This is a genomic window from Pseudomonas sp. UBA6753 (genome assembly GCF_002453565.1).
Taxonomy (GTDB): domain Bacteria; phylum Pseudomonadota; class Gammaproteobacteria; order Pseudomonadales; family Pseudomonadaceae; genus Aquipseudomonas; species Aquipseudomonas putida_Z.
This window is the reverse complement of the sequence record NZ_DKHD01000036.1, coordinates 1-23,723: the sequence shown is the minus strand read 5'-3', so window position 1 is coordinate 23,723 and position 23,723 is coordinate 1. Positions and strand designations below refer to the sequence as shown.

At 63.8% G+C, this 23,723-nt stretch carries 22 protein-coding genes and 1 pseudogene; 1 reads left to right on the top strand and 22 read right to left on the bottom strand.

The window, feature by feature from the left end; all coding sequences use genetic code 11:
* Positions 1-68: 68 nt before the first annotated feature.
* The 6 genes from B2790_RS15725 to B2790_RS15700 all read right to left on the bottom strand — a co-directional run bounded on the left by B2790_RS15725 (position 69) and on the right by B2790_RS15700 (position 5,159).
* Positions 69-707 (bottom strand): protein-L-isoaspartate(D-aspartate) O-methyltransferase, encoded by a 639-nt coding sequence (locus B2790_RS15725; protein WP_015269209.1) that lies wholly within the window; start codon positions 705-707, stop codon positions 69-71.
* A gap of 35 nt (positions 708-742) precedes the next feature.
* On the bottom strand, positions 743-1,492 hold the full coding sequence (gene surE / locus B2790_RS15720; RefSeq protein ID WP_025337991.1) for a 5'/3'-nucleotidase SurE: 750 nt from the start codon (positions 1,490-1,492) through the stop codon (positions 743-745).
* Positions 1,480-2,538, bottom strand: coding sequence for a tRNA pseudouridine(13) synthase TruD (truD, locus tag B2790_RS15715; RefSeq protein WP_085593278.1), 1,059 nt, complete (start codon positions 2,536-2,538; stop codon positions 1,480-1,482). Before truD ends, surE begins: the two co-directional genes overlap by 13 nt.
* Positions 2,535-3,008: a 2-C-methyl-D-erythritol 2,4-cyclodiphosphate synthase gene (gene ispF, locus B2790_RS15710; RefSeq protein WP_286919178.1), complete on the bottom strand. Its 474-nt coding sequence runs from the start codon at positions 3,006-3,008 to the stop codon at positions 2,535-2,537. Before ispF ends, truD begins: the two co-directional genes overlap by 4 nt.
* 175 nt (positions 3,009-3,183) lie before the next feature.
* Complete coding sequence (gene fghA, locus B2790_RS15705; RefSeq protein ID WP_025337989.1) at positions 3,184-4,038, bottom strand: S-formylglutathione hydrolase; 855 nt, start codon at positions 4,036-4,038, stop codon at positions 3,184-3,186.
* A gap of 8 nt (positions 4,039-4,046) precedes the next feature.
* Complete coding sequence (locus B2790_RS15700) at positions 4,047-5,159, bottom strand: S-(hydroxymethyl)glutathione dehydrogenase/class III alcohol dehydrogenase (RefSeq protein ID WP_016712915.1); 1,113 nt, start codon at positions 5,157-5,159, stop codon at positions 4,047-4,049.
* 107 nt (positions 5,160-5,266) lie between these two features.
* On the opposite strand from B2790_RS15700, the gene B2790_RS15695 reads away from it, so the two are divergent.
* Entirely contained in the window at positions 5,267-6,163 is an 897-nt protein-coding gene (locus tag B2790_RS15695) for a LysR substrate-binding domain-containing protein (RefSeq protein WP_025337988.1), read from the top strand.
* A gap of 130 nt (positions 6,164-6,293) precedes the next feature.
* Here B2790_RS15695 and ispD (B2790_RS15690) read toward each other — a convergent pair.
* The 16 genes and pseudogenes from ispD (B2790_RS15690) to B2790_RS15615 all read right to left on the bottom strand — a co-directional run.
* Positions 6,294-6,362: pseudogene (ispD, locus tag B2790_RS15690) on the bottom strand (2-C-methyl-D-erythritol 4-phosphate cytidylyltransferase); the annotation flags it as partial.
* A gap of 123 nt (positions 6,363-6,485) precedes the next feature.
* Positions 6,486-7,193 carry a 2-C-methyl-D-erythritol 4-phosphate cytidylyltransferase gene (gene ispD, locus B2790_RS15685; RefSeq protein WP_137163173.1) on the bottom strand — a complete coding sequence of 236 codons (708 nt, stop codon included), beginning with the start codon at positions 7,191-7,193 and terminating at the stop codon, positions 6,486-6,488.
* Positions 7,190-7,471 carry a cell division protein FtsB gene (ftsB, locus tag B2790_RS15680; RefSeq protein ID WP_004375443.1) on the bottom strand — a complete coding sequence of 94 codons (282 nt, stop codon included), beginning with the start codon at positions 7,469-7,471 and terminating at the stop codon, positions 7,190-7,192. Before ftsB ends, ispD (B2790_RS15685) begins: the two co-directional genes overlap by 4 nt.
* A gap of 168 nt (positions 7,472-7,639) precedes the next feature.
* A complete protein-coding gene (gene eno / locus B2790_RS15675) occupies positions 7,640-8,929 on the bottom strand; it encodes a phosphopyruvate hydratase (protein ID WP_286919177.1) in 1,290 nt (429 codons plus the stop codon).
* A gap of 153 nt (positions 8,930-9,082) precedes the next feature.
* On the bottom strand, positions 9,083-9,928 hold the full coding sequence (gene kdsA / locus B2790_RS15670) for a 3-deoxy-8-phosphooctulonate synthase (protein WP_025337985.1): 846 nt from the start codon (positions 9,926-9,928) through the stop codon (positions 9,083-9,085).
* Between the two features lie 3 nt (positions 9,929-9,931).
* A complete protein-coding gene (locus B2790_RS15665) occupies positions 9,932-11,560 on the bottom strand; it encodes a CTP synthase (RefSeq protein ID WP_025337984.1) in 1,629 nt (542 codons plus the stop codon).
* A gap of 269 nt (positions 11,561-11,829) precedes the next feature.
* Positions 11,830-13,113, bottom strand: a complete 1,284-nt coding sequence (tilS, locus tag B2790_RS15660) for a tRNA lysidine(34) synthetase TilS (protein ID WP_286919176.1) — start codon at positions 13,111-13,113, stop codon at positions 11,830-11,832.
* 140 nt (positions 13,114-13,253) lie between these two features.
* On the bottom strand, positions 13,254-14,201 hold the full coding sequence (gene accA / locus B2790_RS15655; RefSeq protein WP_286919175.1) for an acetyl-CoA carboxylase carboxyl transferase subunit alpha: 948 nt from the start codon (positions 14,199-14,201) through the stop codon (positions 13,254-13,256).
* A gap of 106 nt (positions 14,202-14,307) precedes the next feature.
* Complete coding sequence (dnaE, locus tag B2790_RS15650; RefSeq protein WP_286919174.1) at positions 14,308-17,832, bottom strand: DNA polymerase III subunit alpha; 3,525 nt, start codon at positions 17,830-17,832, stop codon at positions 14,308-14,310.
* 188 nt (positions 17,833-18,020) lie between these two features.
* A complete protein-coding gene (rnhB, locus tag B2790_RS15645) occupies positions 18,021-18,644 on the bottom strand; it encodes a ribonuclease HII (protein ID WP_085593290.1) in 624 nt (207 codons plus the stop codon).
* A 1-nt stretch (position 18,645) separates the two neighbouring features.
* Complete coding sequence (gene lpxB, locus B2790_RS15640) at positions 18,646-19,773, bottom strand: lipid-A-disaccharide synthase (protein ID WP_286919173.1); 1,128 nt, start codon at positions 19,771-19,773, stop codon at positions 18,646-18,648.
* 1 nt (position 19,774) lies between these two features.
* A complete protein-coding gene (gene lpxA, locus B2790_RS15635; protein ID WP_025337980.1) occupies positions 19,775-20,551 on the bottom strand; it encodes an acyl-ACP--UDP-N-acetylglucosamine O-acyltransferase in 777 nt (258 codons plus the stop codon).
* Complete coding sequence (gene fabZ, locus B2790_RS15630; RefSeq protein WP_004375427.1) at positions 20,548-20,988, bottom strand: 3-hydroxyacyl-ACP dehydratase FabZ; 441 nt, start codon at positions 20,986-20,988, stop codon at positions 20,548-20,550. Before fabZ ends, lpxA begins: the two co-directional genes overlap by 4 nt.
* 114 nt (positions 20,989-21,102) lie before the next feature.
* Positions 21,103-22,158 carry a UDP-3-O-(3-hydroxymyristoyl)glucosamine N-acyltransferase gene (lpxD, locus tag B2790_RS15625; protein ID WP_013971258.1) on the bottom strand — a complete coding sequence of 352 codons (1,056 nt, stop codon included), beginning with the start codon at positions 22,156-22,158 and terminating at the stop codon, positions 21,103-21,105.
* 1 nt (position 22,159) lies between these two features.
* Positions 22,160-22,663, bottom strand: a complete 504-nt coding sequence (locus B2790_RS15620) for an OmpH family outer membrane protein (protein WP_015269197.1) — start codon at positions 22,661-22,663, stop codon at positions 22,160-22,162.
* 44 nt (positions 22,664-22,707) lie between these two features.
* Positions 22,708-23,723, bottom strand: a 1,016-nt coding sequence (locus B2790_RS15615) for a BamA/TamA family outer membrane protein (protein ID WP_286919172.1), incomplete at its 5' end; no start/stop codon positions are given.

Here is a 23,723-nt window from a genome sequence, read left to right as displayed (position 1 = left end):
TAGACAGGGCGTTGCTGCAAGAATTCGGTGCTGGCGCAAAAATATCGCGCGGCTCGAACCAGCAGTGTTCAGGCCAGCGGGCCGTTGAGCAGCGGTACGAAGCGCACTGCCCCCAACACGCGGCGGGAGAATCCATGCTCCTCGCGCACGATCAGCATCAGCTGCTGGGTTTCGCCGGCTGGCCCCACCGGGATCACCATACGGCCACCGGGCGCCAGCTGGTCGAGCAATGCCTGCGGCACTTCCGGCGCCACGGCGGTGACGATGATGCCGTTGTACGGCGCCAGCGCCGGCCAGCCTTCGCAACCGTCGCCCCAGCGGAACACCACGTTGCGCAGGTTCAGTTCCACCAGGCGCTCCTTGGCCCGGTCCTGCAACACCTTGATGCGTTCCACCGAGAACACCCGCTCGACCAACTGGGCCAGGATTGCCGTCTGGTAGCCCGAGCCGGTGCCGATCTCCAGCACCTTATCCAGCGGCCCGGCCTCGAGCAGCAGCTCGCTCATGTGGGCAACCATGAACGGTTGCGAGATGGTCTGGTTGTGGCCGATCGGCAGCGCGGTGTCTTCGTAGGCGCGATGCGCCAGCGCCTCGTCGACGAACAGGTGGCGCGGGGTACGACGGATCACGTCGAGCACCTTGGTGTTCGAAACGCCCTCCTCGCACAGGCGCTGGATCAGCCGCTCCCGGGTACGCTGGGAGGTCATGCCGATGCCACGCCGCAGCATATCGTCCTCGCGCATCAGAGCAGGCCCTCCAGCCAACCGTCGAGCTGCTCGAAGGCATCACTGAAGGTGCGGTCGAGCTGCAGCGGAGTGATCGATACATAGCCTTGCATCACCGCGTGGAAGTCGGTACCCGGGCCACCGTCCTCGGCATCGCCGGCCACGGCGATCCAGTAGCCTTCCTTGCCGCGCGGGTTGACCACCTTGGTCGGCGCCGCCGCCCGCGCCCGGTGACCGAGGCGGGTGAGCTGGATGCCACGAATGTGCTCCAGCGGCAGGTTGGGGATGTTGACGTTGAGCACGGTGCGCGGCGGCAAGGCCAGGCGCGACTGCGCCTCGACCAGGCGGCGGGCGATATGGGCCGCGGTCGGCAGGTTGTCCGGCTGGCGCGACAACAGCGAAAACGCCAGCGAGGTACCGCCGAGGAAACGGCCTTCCAACGCGGCCGCGACCGTGCCCGAATAGAGCACGTCGTCGCCCAGGTTGGCGCCGAGGTTGATCCCCGACACGACCATGTCCGGGGCCTGTGGCAACAGCCCATTGAGCCCCAGGTGCACGCAGTCGGTCGGCGTGCCGTTGAGGCTGATGAAGCCATTGGCCAAGGTCTGCGGATGCAGTGGCCGGTCCAGCGTCAGCGAACTGCTGGCGCCGCTCTTGTCTTGATCCGGGGCAATAACCACGCACTCGGCGTAATCCGCCAGCGCAGCGTGCAGCGCGGCGATGCCGGGTGCGGTAACACCGTCGTCGTTCGAAATCAGAATACGCATGAGCTGTCCGTCTGCCCCGCCGACACCAGATCCACGACTTCGCGCACCACCACGGTGGCGAAGCATCCGGCCGGAAGGACGAATTCCAGTTGCAGGATATCAGGCTCCGGATAATGCCACGTAAGACCGCCAATAGGGAGCCGCAGAATGCGTCGTTCGTGATCCATGCCCGCCAAGGCCAGCCACTGGCAAAGTGCCGGCTGCCGTGCGGCGATCGCATCCTCTTGTTGCGCAGTACTCCCCGTAGCCGGCGAATCGCCTGCCCCCCACAGCGGGCCGGTCGGATGCAGGTCAAGGATCGCTAGCCGAGGATCGGAACATTCCGACTCCCCAGCAGGAAAGAAGCTACGACTCGTGGTGAACGCCAACAGGTCGCCCACCTGCGCACGCGCCCAGCTGCCGTCGGCAACACGGGCTGCCAGCACCTGGTTGAACAGGTAGCTGCGCCCGGCCGAGAGCAACCGAGAACGCACGTTGCGCTGTTCGGGCAGGGCCTTGCGTGCGGCCCAATCGAGAGCGTCGTGCACGTTGCCGCCACCGTGGCCGAAGCGCTGGGTGCCAAAATAATTCGGCACACCGTGCTGCTTGAGCTGTTCCAGGCGCGCATCCACCGCCTGGTGATCGGCAGCCAGGGCAGTCAGGCGCAGCGTGAAGCCGTTGGCCGAATGCGCACCGCGCTGCAGCTTGCGCTGGTGGCGCACCTGCTTGAGCACACGCAGGCTGGCATCCTCGGCACGCGACAGGTCCGGGTCGGCCTTGCCGGGCAGGTGCAGGCTGAACCACTGTCGGGTCAGGGCCTGGCGGTCCTTGAGGCCGGCGTAGCTGATCGTGCGCACCGGCACCCCAGCGGCACGGGCCAGGCGACGGGCTGCCTCCTCGGTGTTCAGGTCACGCTTCTCGACCCACAGCCACAGGTGCTCGCCCTGGCCCGACAGGGGGATGTCCAGTACTTCGTCGACCTGGAAATCCTCGGCCACCGCCTTGAGGACGGCGGTACCCAGTGGTTCGCCCGATGCGCGCGGGCCCAGCAGTTCCAATTCGGTCATGCTGGCAGCAGCAGGGCTACCGAATGCACGGCGATGCCCTCCTCGCGGCCGGTGAAGCCGAGCTTCTCGGTGGTGGTAGCCTTGACGTTGACCTGGTCGAGTTCGACCTGCAGGTCTTCGGCGATCAGCTTGCGCATGGTCTCGATGTGCGGGGCCATCTTCGGCGCCTGGGCGACGATGGTGGCGTCGATGTTGCCGACCTTCCAGCCCTTGGCCTGGACGATGCTTACTACATGGCGCAGCAGCACCCGGCTGTCGGCGCCCTTGAATTGCGGATCGGTGTCGGGGAAGTGTTTGCCGATGTCACCCAGCGCCGCCGCGCCAAGCAAGGCATCGCTCAGGGCGTGCAGCAGCACGTCGCCATCGGAGTGGGCCAGGAGGCCGTATTTGTGGGGGATACGCACCCCGCCCAGGGTAATGAAATCACCGTCGCAGAAACGGTGCACATCGTAGCCGTGGCCAATACGCATAGAAAAACGCCCTGAATGAGTCAGGGCGTGATTCTACCTGCTTTTGAGGCATTGGGGCTGCTTCGCAGCCCATCGCCGGCAAGCCAGCCCCCACAGGTACGGCACAGGCCCGAGGCCCATGCGGTCGAGGTGGGAGCTGGCTTGCCAGCGATGAAGCAAGCACCACAGCTACGCCTTACACCCGCCCCAAGGCCACCGCATGATGACGCAGGTGCTCCTCGATGAAGCTGGCGATGAAGTAGTAGCTGTGGTCATAGCCAGGCTGCAGGCGCAGGGTCAGTTCATGCCCACCTTTGCGTGCCGCCTGCTCCAGGGCTTCAGGCTTGAGTTGCTTCTCGAGGAAGTCGTCGCGGTCGCCCTGGTCCACCAGCAGCGGCGGGCATTCGCCGGCCGGGGTCTCGGCCAGCAGCACGCTGGCATCCCACTCGCGCCAGCGCGCACGGTCTTCACCCAGGTAGCGGCTGAAGGCTTTCTCGCCCCAAGGGCAATCCATCGGGTTGCTGATCGGCGAGAACGCCGACACCGAGCGGTAGCGCCCCGGGTTGCGCAAGGCGCACACCAGCGCGCCATGCCCACCCATGGAGTGGCCACTGATGCTGCGCTCGCCCGAAGCCGGGAAGTGCGCTTCGATCAACGCGGGCAACTCCTCCACCACATAGTCGTGCATGCGGTAGTGCTGGGCCCAGGGCTGCTGAGTAGCATTGAGGTAGAAGCCGGCACCCAGGCCGAAGTCCCAGGCACCGTCCGGGTCGCCCGGCACCTGCTCGCCACGCGGGCTGGTGTCGGGGGCGACGATGATCAACCCAAGCTCTGCGGCCAGGCGCTGGGCGCCGGCCTTCTGCATGAAGTTCTCGTCGGTGCAGGTGAGGCCGCTGAGCCAGTACAGCACCGGCAGCTTCTCGCCCTGTTCGGCCTGCGGCGGCAGGTAGACGGCGAACACCATGTCGCAGCCCAGCACCTTGGAGTGATGCCGGTAACGCTTGTGCCAGCCGCCGAAGCTCTTCTGGCAGGAGATGTTATCCAGGCTCATGGCAAACCTCAGAAGTGGATCACGCTGCGAATGCTCTTGCCTTCGTGCATCAGGTCGAAGGCCTTGTTGATGTCTTCCAGGCCCATGGTGTGGGTGATGAAGGTATCCAGCGGGATCTCGCCCTTCTCAGACATTTCCACGTAGCTTGGCAGCTCGCTGCGGCCACGTACGCCACCGAACGCCGAACCACGCCATACGCGGCCGGTGACCAGCTGGAACGGACGAGTGGCGATTTCCTGGCCGGCACCGGCCACGCCGATGATCACCGATTCGCCCCAGCCCTTGTGGCAGCATTCCAGCGCAGCACGCATCAGCTGCACGTTGCCGATGCACTCGAAGGAGAAGTCCACGCCGCCGTCGGTGAGGTCGACGATCACTTCCTGGATCGGGCGGTCGTAGTCTTTCGGGTTGATGCAGTCGGTGGCACCCAGCTGGCGGGCGATTTCGAACTTGGCCGGGTTGATGTCGATGGCAATGATGCGCGACGCCTTGGCCTTGACCGCACCGATCACTGCCGACAGGCCGATGCCGCCCAGGCCGAAGATGGCCACGGTGTCACCCGGTTTGACCTTGGCAGTGTTGAGCACCGCGCCGATACCGGTGGTGACGCCACAACCCAGCAGGCAGACCTTTTCCAGCGGCGCTTCTTTCTGGATCTTGGCCACGGAGATTTCCGGCAGCACGGTGTACTCGGAGAAGGTCGAGGTACCCATGTAGTGAAACAGCTGCTGGCCTTTGTAGGAGAAGCGCGTGGTGCCGTCCGGCATCAGGCCCTTGCCCTGGGTGGCGCGGATGGCCTGGCACAGGTTGGTCTTGCCCGAGAGGCAGAACTTGCACTTGCCGCATTCCGGGGTGTACAGCGGGATGACGTGATCACCGACGGCGACCGAGGTGACGCCCTCGCCTACCGCCTCGACGATCGCGCCACCTTCGTGGCCGAGGATCGACGGGAAGATGCCCTCCGGGTCGGCGCCGGACAGGGTGTAGGCGTCGGTGTGGCAGACACCGCTGGCGACCACGCGCAGCAGCACTTCACCGGCCTTGGGCATGGCCACGTCGACTTCGACGATTTCCAGGGGTTTCTTGGCTTCGAAGGCTACGGCAGCACGGGACTTGATCATCAAAGGTCTCCAGACAGAGGGTCGATTCAGTCTGGCAGTGTAATTCACCGCCTTTTGATGAATAATCCGGCCAAAGACAAAACATTATTGCCATACAGGGACAATCAATGAGCAGCCGCTGGGAAGGCATCGACGAATTCGTCGCCGTGGCCGAGTCGGGCCAGTTCACCGCGGCCGCCGAGCGCCTGGGGGTTTCCTCGTCGCACATCAGCCGGCAGATCGCCCGGCTGGAGGAACGGCTGCAGACGCGCCTGCTGTACCGCAGTACCCGGCGGGTGACCCTGAGCGAGGCCGGGCAGACATTCCTGCAGCACTGCCAGCGCCTGCAGGATGGCCGCGAGGAAGCCCTGCGCGCCATGGGCGACTTGGCCAGCGAGCCCAAGGGGTTGCTGCGCATGACCTGCGCGGTGGCTTATGGCGAGCGCTTCATCGTGCCGCTGGTGACACGGTTCATGGCGCTGTACCCGCAGCTGCGGGTGGATGTGGAACTGAGCAACCATACCCTCGACCTGGTGCATGAAGGCATGGACCTGGCCATCCGCCTGGGCCGGCTGGCCGATTCACGACTGGTGGCAACCCGCCTGGCGCCCCGGCGCATGTACCTGTGCGCTTCGCCGGCCTACCTGGAACGTTACGGTCGGCCACACAGCCTGTCGGAACTGGCGCGGCACAATTGCCTGGTGGGCAGCTCGGATTTGTGGGCGCTGCAGCAGGACGGCCGCGAGATCAGCCAACGAGTCCAAGGCAACTGGCGTTGCAACAGCGGGCAGGCGGTGCTGGACGCGGCGCTGCAGGGGATGGGGTTGTGCCAACTGCCGGATTATTACGTGCTGGAGCACTTGAACAGTGGTGCGCTGGTGTCGTTGCTGGAGGCGCACCAGCCACCGAATACCGCGGTGTGGGCGCTGTATCCGCAGCAACGGCACCTGTCGCCGAAGGTACGGCGGCTGGTGGATTACCTGAAGGAAGGGTTGGCGGGGTTGCCGGAGTATCGGCAAGGCTGAAGGGGTGTGTTGGCTGTGCCGGCCTCTTCGCGGGCTCGCCCGCTCCCACAGGTCCTGCGCATACCTTCAGGCTGGCGCTGTACCTGTGGGAGCGGGCATGCCCGCGAAGAAACCAGCACTGGTCAAAGCCTCAGCGGCGCCCTGCCCAACGCTGGCGCAACCACTCCAGGTCTTCCGGCCGGGTCACCTTGATGTTGTCGCGCGCCCTTCGACCAGAAGGGTTGGCGGGGTTGCCGGAGTATCGGCAAGGCTGAAGGGGTGTGTTGGCTGTGCCGGCCTCTTCGCGGGCTCGCCCGCGAAGAAGCCAGCACTGGTCAAAGCCTCAGCGGCGCCCTGCCCAACGCTGGCGCAACCACTCCAGGTCTTCTGGCCGGGTTACCTTGATGTTGTCGCTGCGCCCTTCGACCAGCCGCGGCGCCTGGCCGGACCACTCGATGGCGGAGGACTCGTCGGTTACCAGCACATCCGACACCAGGCACTCGGCCAGCGCCCGATGCAACGCCCCCAGGCGGAACATCTGCGGCGTATAGGCCTGCCAGATGGTGCTGCGGTCGACGGTAGCCCCCACCCGGCCATCGGCATCGGCCCGCTTGAGGGTATCGCGCGCCGGCACCGCCAGCAGGCCACCCACCGGGTCGCCCGCCAGCTCCGACAACAGCTTGTCCAGATCGCTGCGCGCCAGGTTCGGTCGCGCGGCATCATGCACCAGCACCCAGTCGCTGTCCGCCGCCCCTTGGGCATGCAGCACCAGCAAGGCATTGAGCACCGAGTCGGCACGCTCGCGGCCACCCGTGGCGCGCTGGATGCGCGGGTCGCTGGCGCAGCGCAGGCCAGGCCAGTACGGGTCATCTTCGGCAATGCTGACCACCACGCCCTTGAGCATCGGGTGGCCAAGAAAACAGTCGAGGCTGTGCTCGAGAATGGTCTGCCCGGCCAGCTCCAGGTACTGCTTGGGGCGGTCGGCAGCCATGCGGGCACCTACGCCCGCAGCAGGAATCACGGCCCAGAAGGCCGGTAAGGTTTCGATCATTTCTGTGGCAACTGGAAGAGGGTTTCGCCCTCTTTGACCATCCCCAATTCGTGGCGAGCCCGCTCTTCAACGGTCTCCATGCCTTTTTTCAGCTCCAGCACTTCGGCATCGAGCACGCGGTTGCGCTCGAGCAAGCGCTCGTTTTCGGCATGCTGCTCGGCAATCTGCTGCTTCAGCTCGGTCACTTGCGCCAGGCTGCCATTACCCACCCACAGGCGGTACTGCAGGCCACCCAGCAGCAGGAGCAGGACGAGGAACAACCAATAGGGACTGCGCATCACGTTATCCAGGTTAAAAAGGCTGCCGGGTACTTTTTACTTCGGGGCCTCGAATAGCACGAAGCCTGGCCGAGGCCAGGCTTCGTCGACAGAAACCCGTTGGAATGTAGAAAAGAACAGTACGAACGTTCCTACAACTCCGGCTGCTGTCTTTTTACCATCTCTTGCTTAGCCGCGAAACTCGGCACGACCGCGGTAAACCGCTTTGGCACCCAGTTGTTCTTCGATGCGCAGCAGCTGGTTGTACTTGGAAACGCGGTCGGAACGGCACAGCGAACCAGTCTTGATCTGGCCAGCAGCAGTACCCACGGCCAGGTCGGCGATGGTCGAGTCTTCGGTTTCACCGGAACGGTGCGAAATCACCGCGGTGTAGCCAGCAGCCTTGGCCATCTGGATGGCTTCCAGGGTTTCGGTCAGCGAGCCGATCTGGTTGAACTTGATCAGGATCGAGTTACCGATGCCCTTCTCGATGCCTTCCTTGAGGATCTTGGTGTTGGTCACGAACAGGTCGTCGCCAACCAGCTGCACCTTGGTGCCGATCTTGTCGGTGAGGATCTTCCAGCCAGCCCAGTCGGACTCGTCCAGGCCGTCTTCGATCGAGATGATCGGGAAGCGCTCGGTCAGGCCTTTCAGGTACTCGGCAAAGCCTTCGGCGTCGAACGACTTGCCTTCGCCGGACAGGTTGTACTTGCCGTCTTCGTAGAACTCGGAAGCCGCGCAGTCCAGGGCCAGGGTCACGTCGGTGCCCAGCTTGTAGCCGGCTTTCTCGACGGCTTCGGCGATGGCGCCCAGGGCGTCTTCGTTGGAAGCCAGGTTAGGGGCGAAACCACCCTCGTCACCAACGGCGGTGTTCAGGCCACGGGCCTTCAGCACGGCTTTGAGGTGGTGGAAGATTTCGGTACCCATGCGCAGGCCCTCGGAGAAGGTCTTGGCGCCAACCGGCTGAACCATGAACTCCTGGATGTCGACGTTGTTGTCGGCGTGCTCGCCACCGTTGATGATGTTCATCATCGGTACCGGCATCGAGTACTGGCCCGGGGTGCCGTTCAGGTTGGCGATGTGCGCGTACAGCGGCAGGTCCTGGTCCTGGGCAGCGGCCTTGGCGGCAGCCAGGGAAACGGCCAGGATGGCGTTGGCGCCCAGCTTGGCCTTGTTCTCGGTACCGTCCAGTTCGATCATGGCGCGGTCCAGGCCCTTCTGGTCGGCAGGGTCCTTGCCCAGCAGCAGGTCACGGATCGGGCCGTTGATGTTGGCGACGGCCTTCAGCACGCCCTTGCCCAGGTAACGGCTCTTGTCGCCATCACGCAGCTCCAGCGCTTCGCGCGAGCCAGTGGAAGCACCGGACGGCGCGCAGGCGCTGCCGATGATGCCGTTGTCGAGCAGTACATCGGCTTCCACGGTGGGGTTGCCACGCGAATCGAGAACTTCACGACCTTTGATGTCGACGATTTTTGCCATTGTTGTAAGCACTCCAGAATTGACGAAAACAACTTAGCTTAGGAAATTCTTGCCGTTCACCGGGCGGACTTGCAGTGGGCAGGCCGGGTGAAGGGAACCCCTGACCGACTGGTCAGGGGTGGATCGGACGGTACTTTACCCGAGAATCGAGCTTTACGCGGTTTCTACCGTCGGAAAACTTTTCACCAGGTCGTCCAGTTGCTTGAGCTGGGCCAGGAACGGCTCCAGTTTGTCCAGGCGCAGGGCGCATGGGCCATCGCACTTGGCGTTGTCCGGGTCGGGGTGGGCTTCGAGGAATAGCCCGGCCAGGCCCTGGCTCATGCCGGCCTTGGCCAGGTCGGTGACCTGGGCGCGGCGACCACCGGCGGAATCGGCGCGACCACCCGGCATCTGCAGGGCGTGGGTCACATCGAAGAACACCGGGTACTCGAACTGCTTCATGATGCCGAAGCCGAGCATGTCCACCACCAGGTTGTTGTAGCCGAAGCTCGAACCACGCTCGCAGAGGATCAACTGGTCGTTACCGGCCTCCTCGCACTTGGTCAGGATGTGCTTCATTTCCTGGGGTGCGAGGAACTGGGCCTTCTTGATGTTGATCACCGCGCCGGTCTTGGCCATGGCCACCACCAGGTCGGTCTGCCGCGACAGGAAGGCCGGCAGCTGGATGATGTCGCACACCTTGGCTACAGGCTCGGCCTGGTAAGGCTCGTGCACGTCGGTGATGACCGGCACGTTGAAGGTGCGCTTGATCTCTTCGAAGATCTTCAGCCCCTCTTCCATGCCCGGGCCACGGTACGAGGTTACCGACGAACGGTTGGCCTTGTCGAAGCTGGCCTTGAACACGTACGGGATACCGAGCTTCTCGGTCACCCGCACGTACTCCTCGCAGACCTTCATTGCCAGGTCACGGGACTCCAGGACGTTCATGCCGCCGAACAGGACGAACGGCTTGTCGTTGGCGATCTCGATGTTACCGACGCGAATGATCTTCTGGGTCATTGATCAGGCCTTGTTCTTCTGAGCCAGGGCTGCCTTGACGAAGCCGCTGAACAGCGGGTGGCCGTCACGCGGAGTCGAGGTGAATTCCGGGTGGAACTGGCAGGCGACGAACCATGGGTGGTCCTTGGACTCGACCACTTCCACCAGCGCACCGTCTTCGGAACGGCCGGAAACCACCAGGCCGGCGTCGACCAGTTGTGGCAGCAGGTTGTTGTTCACTTCGTAGCGGTGACGGTGACGCTCGGTGATCACGTCCTTGCCGTAGCAGTCGTGCACCTTGGAGCCGGCGGCCAGCTGGCAGTCCTGTGCACCCAGGCGCATGGTGCCACCCAGGTCGGAGGCTTCGCTGCGGGTTTCGACGGCACCGGTGGCATCGGCCCACTCGGTGATCAGGCCGACGACCGGGTGGCCGCTGTTGCGGTCGAACTCGGTGGAGTTGGCGTCTTTCCAGCCCATCACGTTACGGGCGAATTCGATCACGGCCACCTGCATGCCCAGGCAGATACCCAGGTACGGCACCTTGTTCTCACGGGCGTATTGCACCGCGGTGATCTTGCCTTCCACGCCGCGCAGGCCGAAACCGCCCGGTACCAGGATGGCATCGGCGCCTTCGAGCAGGCTGGTGCCCTGGTTCTCGATGTCTTCCGAGTCGATGTAGCGCAGGTTGACCTTGGTGCGGTTGGTGATGCCGGCGTGGCTCATCGCTTCGATCAGCGACTTGTACGCATCCAGCAGCTCCATGTACTTGCCGACCATGGCGATGGTCACTTCGTGCTCGGGGTTGAGCTTGGCATCGACCACCTTGTCCCACTCGGACAGGTCGGCGCCATTGCACTGCAGGCCGAAACGCTCGACGACGAAGTCGTCCAGGCCCTGTGCGTGCAGCACGCCCGGGATCTTGTAGATGGTGTCGACGTCTTCCAGCGAAATCACCGCACGCTCTTCAACGTTGGTGAACAGCGCGATCTTGCGACGCGACGAGGCATCGACCGGGTGGTCGGAGCGGCAGATCAGCACGTCAGGCTGCAGGCCGATGGAGCGCAGCTCCTTGACCGAGTGCTGGGTCGGCTTGGTCTTGGTCTCGCCAGCGGTGGCGATGTACGGGACCAGGGTCAGGTGCATCAGCATGGCGCGCTTGGAGCCCACTTCGACGCGCAGCTGGCGGATGGCCTCGAGGAACGGCTGCGACTCGATGTCACCCACGGTACCGCCGATTTCCACCAGGGCCACGTCGGCATCGCCGGCGCCCTTGATGATGCGACGCTTGATTTCGTCGGTGATGTGCGGGATGACCTGGATGGTCGCGCCCAGGTAGTCACCACGACGCTCCTTGCGCAGTACGTGCTCGTAGATGCGGCCGGTGGTGAAGTTGTTGTTCTGGGTCATGGTGGTGCGGATGAACCGCTCGTAGTGGCCCAGGTCGAGGTCGGTCTCGGCGCCATCGTGGGTGACGAACACTTCACCGTGCTGGAACGGGCTCATGGTGCCCGGATCGACGTTGATGTACGGATCCAGCTTGAGCATGGTGACCTTCAGGCCCCGCGCTTCCAGGATGGCCGCCAGGGAAGCCGAGGCAATGCCTTTCCCCAATGAAGAAACAACACCGCCCGTGACGAATATGTAGCGCGTCATGAAAAACCCTAGAAGTCTGCGTTAAGGCGGCCAGCGCCGCCGGAGAAAGCGAAGGAAGGCCGAAGCCCCCGATCACCTGCGTCAATCACAGTGCATCTCGAAAAACTGCCGCGTCTGTACAGACCAGGGGTATCCCCGGCATGGAGCTCGCTCGTCATTTCCAGAATCAGCCCAGCAAAAAACTGCTTGGTAATCGGCAACTCCTGTGTTTTCGCGGAACCCACAGAAGCTGTATCAAGAAGGGAGAGTAGTCTACCCGAATGTACCCTTCAGCTCAAACCTTGCGCGTTCGTCGGCAACTGCCAGGACAGCTGGCAATCAGCCTGCACCAGCCCCGGCAGGTTGGCCACCGCCAGCAGGCGCTCGCCCTGGTACAGCAGTGGCAGGCGCGGGCGCAGGAAAAGCGGCACCTGCAACTCGTTGAGCAGGCGCTTGAGGTCGCGCCGGCCGCGGCCGGGGAGGTCCAGCACTTCACCGCCCTGACGGTAGGCAATGCGCAAGCCGTGCAGCGGCGCTGCGCCAACAAGACGCACACTGCCGTTACCCGGCAACGGCAAAGGCTTGGCGGGATCGGCCCAGGCCAGTTCGCCGACGGGCAGCTGCAGCCAGTCACCGCTCAACCACCAGATGCGCCCATGACTGCGCAGCAGTTGCCCATCGGCAAGTTGCCAGGCGGGCTGGGCATCGGCGGCGGCATCGCGCAGGTCCGCCCAGCCGGCCCAGTGCCGGGTGTCGGGCAGGCGGGTACGGCGGCTCAGCCAGTATTGCAGGGCATTGCGCTGACGGGCCGGCGACAGCGCCACCAGAGTAGCCAGGTCGAGGGAGTCCAGCCCCGGCCAAGCCACCGGCGCGCCCTCCCCGGCGAGCGCCAGGTCGTCCTGGGCCAGCTCGTCCAGCAGGCCTTGGGCTTCGCCCAGGTGCTCGGCGGCGCGGGCCAGGTTCTGGCTGGCCTGCGGCCAACGTTGCTGAAGCAGCGGAAACACTTCGCTGCGCAGGTAGTTGCGGGCAAATTGTGTGTCAGCGTTTGACGGATCTTCGATCCAGGCCAGCCCATTGGCCTGAGCATGGTCCTGCAGTTGCTGGCGGGAACAGCCCAGCAATGGCCTGACCAGGCTGCCCTGCCCTAGCGCCCGCTGCCCCGGCATTGCCGCCAGGCCACGCAGGCCTGCGCCGCGCAGCAGGCGGAACAGCAGGGTTTCGGCCTGGTCGTCGCGGTGCTGGCCGGTGAACAGGATGTCACCCGGGCCGAGGGCTTGCCTGAAGGCAGCATAGCGGGCGTCGCGGGCGGCTTGTTCGAGGCTGGCGCCGGGGGTGACCTGGACGTGGATGACCTGGAGTTCGATGCCGAGATTGTCGCAGATGGTTTGGCAGTGGGCAGGCCAGGCATCGGCGGCGGATTGCAGGCCGTGGTGGACGTGGATGGCGCGCAGTGGAGGGGATGCGTGATTGCGGGCGTAGTCGGCCAGCAGGTGCAGGAGGACGGTGGAATCGAGGCCGCCGGAGAAGGCGATGTACCAGGTGGGGGCGTTGAGCCAGGGGGTGAGGTTGATCATCTAGCCTCGCTCGATTCAAGAACGCATTCGCGGGCACGCCCGCTCCCACAAGTATGGCGCTAGCCCCGAGGGCAGAGCATTAACTGTGGGAGCGGGCGTGCCCGCGAACACCGGCGAAGCCGGTGCCATTCATCTCGCTATCAGAGACCGTAGCTCATCAGGCGATCGTAACGGCGGGCCAGCAGCGCGTCATGGTCGAGCTTGCCGAGCATTTCCAGCTGCTGTACCAGGTCGGCACGGATGCTTTCCGACATCTTCGCCGGGTCACGGTGGGCGCCGCCCAGCGGCTCCTGGATGACCTTGTCGACGATGTTCAGGCTCTTCAGGCGCTCGGCAGTGATGCCCATGGCCTCGGCTGCGTCGGCTGCCTTGTCGGCAGTCTTCCACAGGATCGAGGCACAGCCTTCCGGCGAAATCACCGAGTAGGTGGAGTACTGCAGCATGTTCAACTGGTCGCATACGCCGATGGCCAGCGCACCGCCGGAACCACCCTCACCGATCACGGTGGCGATGATCGGGGTTTTCAGGCGCGCCATCACGCGCAGGTTCCAGGCAATGGCCTCGCTCTGGTTGCGCTCTTCGGCGTCGATGCCCGGGTAGGCGCCCGGGGTGTCGATGAAGGTCAGGATCGGCATCTTGAAGCGCTCGGCCATTTCCATCAGGCGGCAGGCCTTGCGGTAGCCTTCAGGGCGTGGCATACCGAAGTTGCGGCGTACCTTCTCGCGCACTTCACGGCCCTTCTGGTGGCCGATGACCATGACCGGCTTGCCGTCCAGGCGCGCGGTACCACCGACGATGGCAGCGTCGTCGGCGAAGTGGCGGTCGCCGTGCAGCTCTTCGAACTCGGTGAAGATGTGCTCCAGGTAGTCCAGGGTGTAAGGACGACGCGGATGACGGGCCAGGCGGGCGATCTGCCAGCTGGTCAGGTTGCCGAAGATGCTTTCGGTCAGGGTGTTGCTCTTGTCTTGCAGACGGGCAATTTCATCGCTGATGTTCAGCGAGTTGTCGTTGCCTACCAGGCGCAGGCCTTCGATCTTGGCTTGCAGGTCGGCAATCGGCTGTTCGAAATCGAGAAAATTCGGGTTCATAGTCATCCGTCTTGGGTCTACGGCCAGGCGGCCGGCCGGTTGATCCGTTTGGCGCCCTACCTTAAGGGATCAGGCGCATTCAGGTCGAGATTAAATTTTTGTCGGTTCAACGATATTGCAGGAAGACGTTCTCACGCCCGAACTGGTCACGCAGCGCCTGAATCAGCCCATCGGCCGGGTCGATCGCCCACTGCTCGCCGAACTGCAGCATGGCCTTGGCGTCGCTGCCGGTGTACTCGAGGGTGATCGGGCAAGCGCCGCGATGGCGGGTAATCAGCTCGCCCAGCCACTTCAGCCGGTCGCCCTTGAGCGCTTCGTGTGCCACCTTCAGGCGCAGGCTCTCGGCCAGCTTGGTGCGCGCATCCTCCATGGTCATCACCTGCTTCACCCGCAGGCGCAGGCCACCGGAGAAATCGTCGTTGCTGACCTCGCCTTCGACCACCACCATGGCATCGGTCTGCAGCAAGGACTGTGCCGCCATGAAGGCATCGGCAAACAGCGACGCCTCGATGCGCCCGGAGCGGTCATCCAGGGTGACGAAGCCCATCTTGTCGCCCTTCTTGTTCTTCATCACCCGCAGGGCAATGATCATGCCGGCGATGGTCTGGGTTTCGCGTGACGGCTTGAGGTCGATGATGCGCTGGCGGGCGAAGCGGCGGATCTCGGTCTCGTACTCGTCGATCGGGTGGCCGGTGAGGTACAGGCCGAGGGTGTCCTTCTCGCCCTTCAGGCGTTCCTTGAGGGTCAGTTCGCGCACCTTGCGGTGGTTGGCGTAGACGTCGGCATCCGCCGCTTCGAACATACCGCCGAACAGGTCGACGTGGCCACTGTCGGCGGTGTGGGCGGCCTGCTCGGCAGCCTTGATGGCCTCGCCCAGCGCCGAGAGCAAGGTTGCACGGTTGATGTCGATGTTGGCGTGGTAGGCCTTGATCTCGTCATGGAAGTGCGGGCCCAGGCGGTCCAGCGCGCCACTGCGGATCAGCGCGTCGAGGGTACGCTTGTTCACCCGCTTGAGGTCGATGCGTTCACAGAAATCGAACAGGTCCTTGAACGGGCCACCCTGGGCGCGGGCCTCGACGATCGCCTCCACCGGGCCTTCGCCGACGCCCTTGATAGCGCCCAGGCCGTAGACGATGCGCCCGTCATTGTTGACGGTGAACTTGAAGTCGGAGAAGTTCACGTCCGGCGCGTCGAGGCGCAGCTTCATGCTGCGCACTTCCTCGACCAGCACCACCACCTTGTCGGTGTTGTGCATATCCGCCGACAACACCGCAGCCATGAACGGCGCCGGGTGGTGGGTTTTCAGCCAGGCGGTCTGGTACGACACCAGGCCATAGGCGGCGGAGTGGGATTTGTTGAAGCCGTAACCGGCGAACTTTTCCACCAGGTCGAAGATGTTACCGGCCAGGTCCGCATCGATATTGTTGTTGGCGCAACCTTCGATGAAACCACCACGTTGCTTGGCCATCTCCTCGGGCTTTTTCTTACCCATCGCACGGCGCAGCATGTCGGCGCCACCAAGGGTGTAACCAGCCATCACCTGGGCGATCTGCATCACCTGTTCCTGGTACAGGATGATGCCGTAGGTGGGCGCCAGTACCGGCTTCAGGCCTTCGTACTGGTAGTCCGGGTGCGGGTAAGCCAGCTCGGCGCGACCGTGCTTGCGGTTGATGAAGTCGTCCACCATGCCCGATTGCAGCGGGCCCGGGCGGAACAGTGCCACCAGTGCGATCAGGTCTTCCAGGCAGTCGGGCTTGAGTTTCTTGATCAGCTCCTTCATGCCACGCGATTCAAGCTGGAACACCGCCGTGGTTTCGGCCTTCTGCAACAGCTCGTAGGTCTTGCGGTCGTCCAGCGGGATGAAGTCGATGTTGACGTCGGGCAGGTTCTTCTTGGCCTGCTCGCGGTTGATGATCTCCATCGCCCACTTGATGATGGTCAGGGTCCGCAGGCCGAGGAAGTCGAACTTCACCAGGCCGGCAGCCTCGACGTCATCCTTGTCGAACTGGGTTACCAGGCCGCCGCCCTCTTCGTCACAGGCGATCGGCGAGAAGTCGGTGAGCTTGGTCGGGGCGATGACCACACCACCGGCGTGCTTGCCGGTACCGCGCGTCACGCCCTCGAGCTTCAGGGCCATGTCCCAGATCTCGCGGGCGTCTTCGTCGCCCTTGAGGAAGTCACGCAGGATCTCTTCCTGCTCGTAGGCCTTCTCCAGGGTCATGCCCACTTCGAAGGGGATCATCTTCGACAGCCGGTCGGCCAGGCCGTAGGACTTGCCCTGTACCCGCGCCACGTCTCGCACCACCGCCTTCGCCGCCATGGTACCGAAGGTGATGATCTGGCTGACTGCGTTGCGGCCATAGGCTTCGGCGACGTAGTCGATCACCCGGTCACGGCCATCCATGCAGAAGTCGACGTCGAAGTCGGGCATGGAAATACGTTCAGGGTTGAGGAAGCGCTCGAACAGCAGGTCGTAGGCCAGCGGGTCGAGGTCGGTAATCTTCAGCACGTACGCCACCAGCGAGCCGGCACCCGATCCTCGGCCCGGGCCAACCGGTACGTCGTTGTTCTTGGCCCACTTGATGAAGTCCATGACGATCAGGAAGTAACCGGGGAAGCCCATCTGGATGATGATGTCCAGTTCGAACTTCAGGCGGTCCAGGTAGACCTGGCGCTTCTCTTCGTAATTGGGCGTGGTCTCTTTCGGCCACAGCACCGCCAGGCGCTCTTCCAGGCCTTCGTGGGACACATGCCGCAGGTACTCATCGATGCCCATGCCGTTGGGCGTGGGGAAGTCGGGCAGGAAGTACTTGCCCAGCTGCACCTGGATGTTGCAGCGCTTGGCGATCTCGACAGTGTTGGCGATGGCGTCGGGCAGGTCGCTGAACAGCTCGGCCATTTCCTCGGCCGATTTCAGGTACTGCTGGTCGCTGTACATCCTTGGCCGACGCGGGTCGTCGAGGGTCCACCCCTCACCGATGCATACGCGGGTTTCGTGGGCGTCGAAGTCGGACTGCTTGATGAAGCGCACATCGTTGGTTGCCACCAGCGGAGCGCCGAACTTGTCAGCCAACGCCACGGCGGCGTGCACGTACTCTTCGTCACGGGCACGGTTGGTACGCTGCACTTCGACGTAGAAGCGCTCGGGGAACATGCCCATCCAGTCTTGCAGCAGGGCCTCGGCTTCATCGTCCTTGCCGGCCAGCAAGGCCATGCCGATATCGCCTTCCTTGCCTGCGGAAAGGGCGATCAGGCCCTCGCTGGCAGGGGCGATCCATTCACGCTGGAGGATAACCAGGCCGTTACGCTGGCCCTCGGTCCAGCCGCGCGAGATCAGCTCGGTGAGGTTGCGGTAGCCCTTGGGGTTCATGGCCAGGAAGCAGATACGCGACAGCGGTGCTTCCGGGTCGGCAGCGGCCAGCCACAGGTCGGCGCCGCAGATCGGCTTGATGCCGGCGCCCATGGCAGTCTTGTAGAACTTTACCAGCGAGCACATGTTGCTCTGGTCGGTGATCGCCACCGCCGGCATGTTCATCCCGGCCAGCGCCTTGGCCAGCGGCTTGATCCGCACCAGGCCGTCGACCAGCGAGAATTCGGAGTGGACGCGCAGGTGAACGAAGGGAACCGACATGGAAGATCCTGTAGCAGTGCTTAACGACAAGGGCGGGATTGTAGCTTAAATGGGGATGTTTTTTGGGGCTGCTTCGCAGCCCATCGCCGGCAAGCCAGCTCCCACAGGGACCGCGTAGCTGTCAGGGATTGTACGATCCGTGTGGGAGCTGGCTTGCCGGCGATGGGCCGCAAAGCGGCCCCGGGGGTTCAGATCAGGGAATCGAGAACACCGGCACGCGCTTCCCACGCGGCCCGCACCGGGGCAAAGGAGCGCCGATGAATAGGTGTAGGCCCCAAGCGTGCCAGCGCCTCGAGGTGCACTGGGGTTGGGTAGCCCTTGTGCCCGCCAATGCCATAACCCGGGTAGATCAGCTCGAATGCGCTCATCTCCCGGTCACGGGTCACCTTGGCCAGGATCGACGCCGCCGCGATGGCCGGCACCTGGCTGTCGCCCTTGACTACCGGCGACGCCGGTACGGCGAGTTTCGGGCAGCGGTTGCCGTCGATCAGGGCCAGCTTCGGTGTAATGTGCAGGCCTTCCACGGCGCGCTGCATGGCCAGCATGGTCGCATGCAGGATGTTCAGGCGGTCGATTTCCTCGACCTCGGCGCGGGCGATGCAGAAGCTCAGGGCCTTTTCGCAGATCTCGTCGAACAGCGCCTCGCGCTTGGCTTCGGTGAGTTTCTTCGAATCGTTCAGGCCGAGGATCGGGCGCGCCGGGTCGAGGATCACCGCCGCGGTCACCACCGCGCCGCACAGCGGGCCACGGCCCACTTCGTCGACGCCGGCGACCAGGTCTTCGACCAGGTTGAAGTCCAGTCCAATTTGCATGTCAGCGGTCCTTGAGCAAGGCCAGTACCGCCTCTGCCGCCTGGTTGGAGGCGTCACGGCGCAGAGTGCGGTGAATTTCGTCAAAACTTTCGGTCTGCTGGCTGCCATCAGCCACCAGCGGCGCCAGGGTATTGGCCAGGGCTTCGCTGGTGGCGTCGTCCTGCAGCAACTCGGGTACCAGCGCCCGCTGGGCCAGCAGGTTCGGCAACGACACGTAGGGGCTCTTTACCAGGCGCTTGAGGATCCAGTAGGTCAGGGGCGCCAGGCGATAGGCCACCACCATCGGTCGCTTGTACAGCAGTGCTTCGAGGGTGGCGGTACCCGAGGCGATCAGCACCGCGTCACAGGCCGCCAGGGCCTGGTGCGACTGGCCATCGAGCAGGGTCAGCGGCAGCTGGCGCCCTTCGAGCATCTGCTCGACCTGGGCGCGCCGCGCGGCATTGGCGCAGGGCAGCACGAAACGCACGCCCGGTACCTGCTGGCGCAGCCGTTCGGCAGCATCCAGGAACAGTGCGCCCAGCCGCCCTACTTCGCCGCCCCGGCTGCCCGGCATCAACGCGACCACCGGCCCTTCGCCCAGGCCCAGCGCGGCACGTGCGGCAGGGCGGTCGGCTTCGAGCGGGATGGTGTTGGCCAACGGGTGGCCGACGAAGCGCACCGGTACGCCCTGCTCTTCATAGAACCGCGCCTCGAATGGCAACAGCGTCAGCATCAGGTCGCAGCCTTCGCGAATCTTCAGCACACGCTTCTGCCGCCAGGCCCAGACCGACGGGCTGACGTAGTGCACGGTCTTGATCCCGGCCTGACGCAGTTTCAGTTCGATGTTGAGGGTGAAGTCGGGGGCATCGATGCCGATGAACACATCGGGCTTTTCGCCGATCAGGGTCTCGATCAGCAGCTTGCGGCGCTTGAGCAGCTCGCGCAGGCGCCCCAGCACTTCGACCAGACCCATGACGGCCAGGCGTTCCATGGGGAAATAGGATTGCAGGCCTTCGGCTTCCATCAAGGGGCCGCCAACGCCGATGAACCGTACGTCGGGGTGGCGTGCCTTGATGGCACGCATCAAGCCGGAACCGAGAATGTCGCCGCTGGCCTCACCTGCGACCAAGGCTACGCAAAGCTGGGCCATGTCAGCGGGTGATGCCGCGGGCGGAGTTCACGATCGACTGACGGAACAGATCGACCTCAGGGTGCTTCGCAGCCAGTTCGTCCAGCTCCTTGAGCGCGTCTTCGACGGTCAGGCCCTGGCGATAGACGATCTTGTAGCAACGGCGCAGCACATGGATCACCTCATCGCTGAAACCCCGGCGGCGCATGCCTTCGAAGTTCATGCTGCGGGCTTCGGCCGGGCTGCCGAACACGGTGACGAAGGCCGGGACATCCTTGCCGATCGCCGTGCCCATGCCGGAAAACGCGTGGGCACCGATATGGCAGTACTGGTGCACCAGGGTGTAGCCGGACAGGATCGCCCAGTCCCCCACGTGCACATGGCCGGCCAGGGCCGTGTTGTTGACCAGGATGCAGTGGTTGCCGATGACGCTGTCGTGGCCGATGTGGGCATAGGCCATGATCAGGTTGTGGTCGCCCACGGTGGTTTCCGCACGGTCCTGGACGGTGCCGCGGTGAATGGTCACCCCTTCGCGGATCACATTGTGATCGCCGATCACCAGGCGCGTCGGCTCACCCTTGTACTTGAGGTCCGGGGTGTCTTCGCCGATCGAGGAAAACTGAAAGATACGGTTGTGCTTGCCGATGCGGGTCGGCCCTTTGAGCACAACATGCGGGCCGATAACGGTGCCCTCCCCGATTTCCACATCGGGGCCAACGATCGACCAGGGGCCGACCTCGACACCATCGGCCAGCTTGGCCGACGGGTCGATAATGGCCCGAGGATCAATCGAATTCATAGGGAGCGTTCCGCGCAGGTGATTTCTGCCGAGCAAACCGGCTTGCCGTCCACCAGGGCGCGGCACTCGAATTTCCAGATCATGCTCTTGCGGCTGAGGAACTTGGCTTCCAGCACCAACTGGTCACCCGGCAGTACCGGCTGACGGAAACGCAGCTTGTCGGAGCCGACGAAGTAGTACAGGGTGCCATCGGCCGGCTTGGCGTCGAGCATCTTGAAACCGAGGATACCCGCGGCCTGTGCCATGGCTTCGATGATCAGGACGCCCGGCATGATCGGGTGAGCCGGGAAATGGCCGTTGAAGAACGGCTCGTTGATGCTGACATTCTTGTAGGCACGAATGCTCTGGGCCTCGTAGTCCAGCTCCGTCACGCGGTCCACCAGCAGGAACGGGTAACGGTGAGGCAGGTATTCGCGAATCTCGTTGATGTCCATCATTTCGGGGGGGAAGCCTGTAATAAGAATAGGGAGCGCAGGTGCTGACCACACGCTCCTTTTGCAGTCCAAAGAGGAGCCAGCTAGCGACTGTTCACTCTTGCTCAGGGAATGGTATCAGCCTTCTGATGTCGGCTGGCCACCTGAGGTCACGGTATCGACGCGTTTTTCCAGCTGCTGGAGACGCTTGGCCATGTCGTCCAGGTGGCGGATACGCGCGGCGCTCTTGCGCCATTCAGCCAGTGGCTGCATGGCAGTGCCGGAAGAATAGGCACCCGGTTCGGTGATCGAACGGGTCACCATGGTCATCCCGGACACGAAAACGTTATCACAGACATCGATATGACCCACCATGCCGACACCGCCGGCAATGGTGCAATGCTTGCCGATGCGCGTGCTGCCGGAAATTCCGACGCAGGCGGCCATGGCCGTGTGCTCACCGATCTGCACGTTGTGGGCGATCTGGATCTGGTTGTCGAGCTTGACCCCATCAGCGATCCGCGTATCCGACAGCGCGCCACGATCAACCGCGGTGTTGACACCGATTTCCACGTCGTCGCCGATGGTCACGCCACCGATCTGGGCGATCTTGCGCCACACGCCCTTCTCGTTGGCAAAGCCGAAACCTTCACCGCCGATCACCGCACCCGACTGGATGACCACACGCTTGCCGATGGTCACATCATGGTACAGGGTGACCCGTGGGGCCAGCCAGCCGCCCTCTCCGATCACGCAACGGGCACCGACCACGCAGTGTGCACCCACGCTGACATTGGCCGCGATGCGCGCACCGCTTTCGATGACCGCGAACGGCCCGATGCTGGCACTGGCGTCCACCTGCGCGTCCTCGGCCACCACGGCGCTGGGATGAATACCCGCCACAGCCTTGGGTTTGGGGTCGAACAGATGGGAAATGCGCGCGTAGGCCAGGTACGGATCGGCGACGATCAGCGCATTGCCGGCAAAGCCTTCGGCGTCCGCCGCCTTCAGCAGCACCGCGGCCGCCTGGCTGCTATCCAGGAATTTGCGGTACTGCGGGTTGGCGAGGAAGCTCAACTGACCTGGGCCAGCCTCCTGCAAGGTGGCCAGCCCGGTAATCTGCAGCGCCTCGGGCCCCTTGAGGGTGGCGCCGAGGGCCTCGGCCAACTGGCCTAGCGTCATGGTCACGGTCATATCAACGGGCTTGGTTCATGCGCTCGATGACTTGGCGGGTGATGTCGTACTGAGGTTTGACATCGATGACCGCACCACGCTCGAGGACCAGGTCGTAACCACCTTTCTTGATCACTTCCTCGACAGCGCCATCCAGCTTCGGCTTCAGCTGCTTGAGCATGTCGCGGTCAGCAACGGCCTTGGCTTCGTTCAGTTCCTTGGACTGGAACTGGAAGTCTCGGGCCTTCTGCTTGAACTCGAGCTCCAGGCGCTCGCGCTCCTGCTGCTGCATCTTGTCGCCGCCCTTGATCAGACGGTCCTGGATGCCCTTGGCGCTGCTTTCCAGGCTTTTCAGCTTGGTCAGTTGCGGGCCGAACTTCTTCTCGGCATCCACCGCGTATTTCTTGGCGGCATCCGACTCCAGCAGGGCCATCTGATAGTTCAGGACGGCAACCTTCATTTCGGCGAAAGCCGGGGTGGCGACCAGCGCCGCGGCCACTACGGCCAGTTGGGTCAACTTACGCACGATGCACTCCTGGATAAACCGTTGTCATTAAGCGAGGGCCGACCTCAGAAGGTCTGGCCCAGAGAGAATTGGAACACCTGGGTGTCGGCATCGTCCGGCTTCTTGACCGGCATTGCCAGGCTGAAGCTCAGCGGGCCCAGTGCGGTGATCCAGGTCACGCCCAGGCCGACCGAACTGGCCATGCCCGAGAAACCGACCTTCTCGCAATCCGGCTGGTTGCCGCAATTGGTGTCGAACACGTTACCCACGTCCCAGAACACGGAGGTGCGCAGCGAACGCTGGTCCTTGACGAACGGCAGCGGGAACAGCAGCTCGACACCACCTTGTACCAGTACGTTGCCACCAAACGGCAACGGATCCTGGTCCGGGTCGGCGATGGTGCCTGGCTTGCCACCGTTGGCCTCGCCGCGGCTTGGGGTACTGCGTGGGCCCAGGCTGCTGTCCTTGAAGCCACGGACGGAGTTGAAGCCACCCGCGAAGTAGTTCTCGTAGAACGGCAGGCCCGAGGTGCTGCCATAACCGTCACCATAACCCAGCTCGGTGTGCAGGCGCAGGGTGTAGTCGTTGGTGATCGGCTTGAACAGCTGGCCGCGGTAGTCGAGCTTGAAGAACGACAGGTCGCTGCCCGGAATGGTGGATTCCAGGGTCAGGCTCTGGGAGTGACCACGGGTTGCCAGCACACCTTTGTTCAGGGTCGACTCGGACCAGCCGATCGAGGCCTTGAAGTTCAGGAAGTTGTCGCCTTCCTCTTCGAGGAAATCGAAGATCTCGTCAACGGTGTACTTGCCGGTCTTGATCTTGTCCTGCTGCACGCTCAGGCCATAGGTCAGGCGCGATGTCTCGCTGATCGGGTAGCCGAGGCTGACGCCCGCACCGTAGCTGTCCACCGCGTAGCTGGCCACGTCGACGTCGAGGTCGTCGTAGTCGGTGCTGCGGTAGAAGGCGTTGTAGCCCAGGCTCACGCCATCGGCAGTGAAGTAGGGATCAACGAAGCCGAAGTTGTAGCGGGTCTGGTATTCCGAACGGGTCAGGCCGATGGACACCTTGTTACCGGTACCGA

Bases quoted from the DNA above. Each gene is read 5' to 3' on its own strand.
- eno (WP_286919177.1), bottom strand. From the start codon at position 8,929: ATGGCAAAAATCGTCGACATCAAAGGTCGTGAAGTTCTCGATTCGCGT.
- tilS (WP_286919176.1), bottom strand. From the start codon at position 13,113: ATGATCAACCTCACCCCCTGGCTCAACGCCCCCACCTGGTACATCGCC.
- accA (WP_286919175.1), bottom strand. From the start codon at position 14,201: ATGAACCCGAATTTTCTCGATTTCGAACAGCCGATTGCCGACCTGCAA.
- B2790_RS15695 (WP_025337988.1), top strand. From the start codon at position 5,267: ATGAGCAGCCGCTGGGAAGGCATCGACGAATTCGTCGCCGTGGCCGAG.
- ispD (WP_137163173.1), bottom strand. From the start codon at position 7,193: ATGATCGAAACCTTACCGGCCTTCTGGGCCGTGATTCCTGCTGCGGGC.
- B2790_RS15665 (WP_025337984.1), bottom strand. From the start codon at position 11,560: ATGACGCGCTACATATTCGTCACGGGCGGTGTTGTTTCTTCATTGGGG.
- lpxA (WP_025337980.1), bottom strand. From the start codon at position 20,551: ATGAATTCGATTGATCCTCGGGCCATTATCGACCCGTCGGCCAAGCTG.
- ispF (WP_286919178.1), bottom strand. From the start codon at position 3,008: ATGCGTATTGGCCACGGCTACGATGTGCACCGTTTCTGCGACGGTGAT.
- fabZ (WP_004375427.1), bottom strand. From the start codon at position 20,988: ATGATGGACATCAACGAGATTCGCGAATACCTGCCTCACCGTTACCCG.
- lpxB (WP_286919173.1), bottom strand. From the start codon at position 19,773: ATGGCCCAGCTTTGCGTAGCCTTGGTCGCAGGTGAGGCCAGCGGCGAC.
- surE (WP_025337991.1), bottom strand. From the start codon at position 1,492: ATGCGTATTCTGATTTCGAACGACGACGGTGTTACCGCACCCGGCATC.
- fghA (WP_025337989.1), bottom strand. From the start codon at position 4,038: ATGAGCCTGGATAACATCTCCTGCCAGAAGAGCTTCGGCGGCTGGCAC.
- rnhB (WP_085593290.1), bottom strand. From the start codon at position 18,644: ATGCAAATTGGACTGGACTTCAACCTGGTCGAAGACCTGGTCGCCGGC.
- ftsB (WP_004375443.1), bottom strand. From the start codon at position 7,471: ATGCGCAGTCCCTATTGGTTGTTCCTCGTCCTGCTCCTGCTGCTGGGT.
- lpxD (WP_013971258.1), bottom strand. From the start codon at position 22,158: ATGACCGTGACCATGACGCTAGGCCAGTTGGCCGAGGCCCTCGGCGCC.
- truD (WP_085593278.1), bottom strand. From the start codon at position 2,538: ATGACCGAATTGGAACTGCTGGGCCCGCGCGCATCGGGCGAACCACTG.
- B2790_RS15725 (WP_015269209.1), bottom strand. From the start codon at position 707: ATGACCTCCCAGCGTACCCGGGAGCGGCTGATCCAGCGCCTGTGCGAG.
- kdsA (WP_025337985.1), bottom strand. From the start codon at position 9,928: ATGACCCAGAAGATCATTCGCGTCGGTAACATCGAGATCGCCAACGAC.
- dnaE (WP_286919174.1), bottom strand. From the start codon at position 17,832: ATGTCGGTTCCCTTCGTTCACCTGCGCGTCCACTCCGAATTCTCGCTG.
- B2790_RS15700 (WP_016712915.1), bottom strand. From the start codon at position 5,159: ATGATCAAGTCCCGTGCTGCCGTAGCCTTCGAAGCCAAGAAACCCCTG.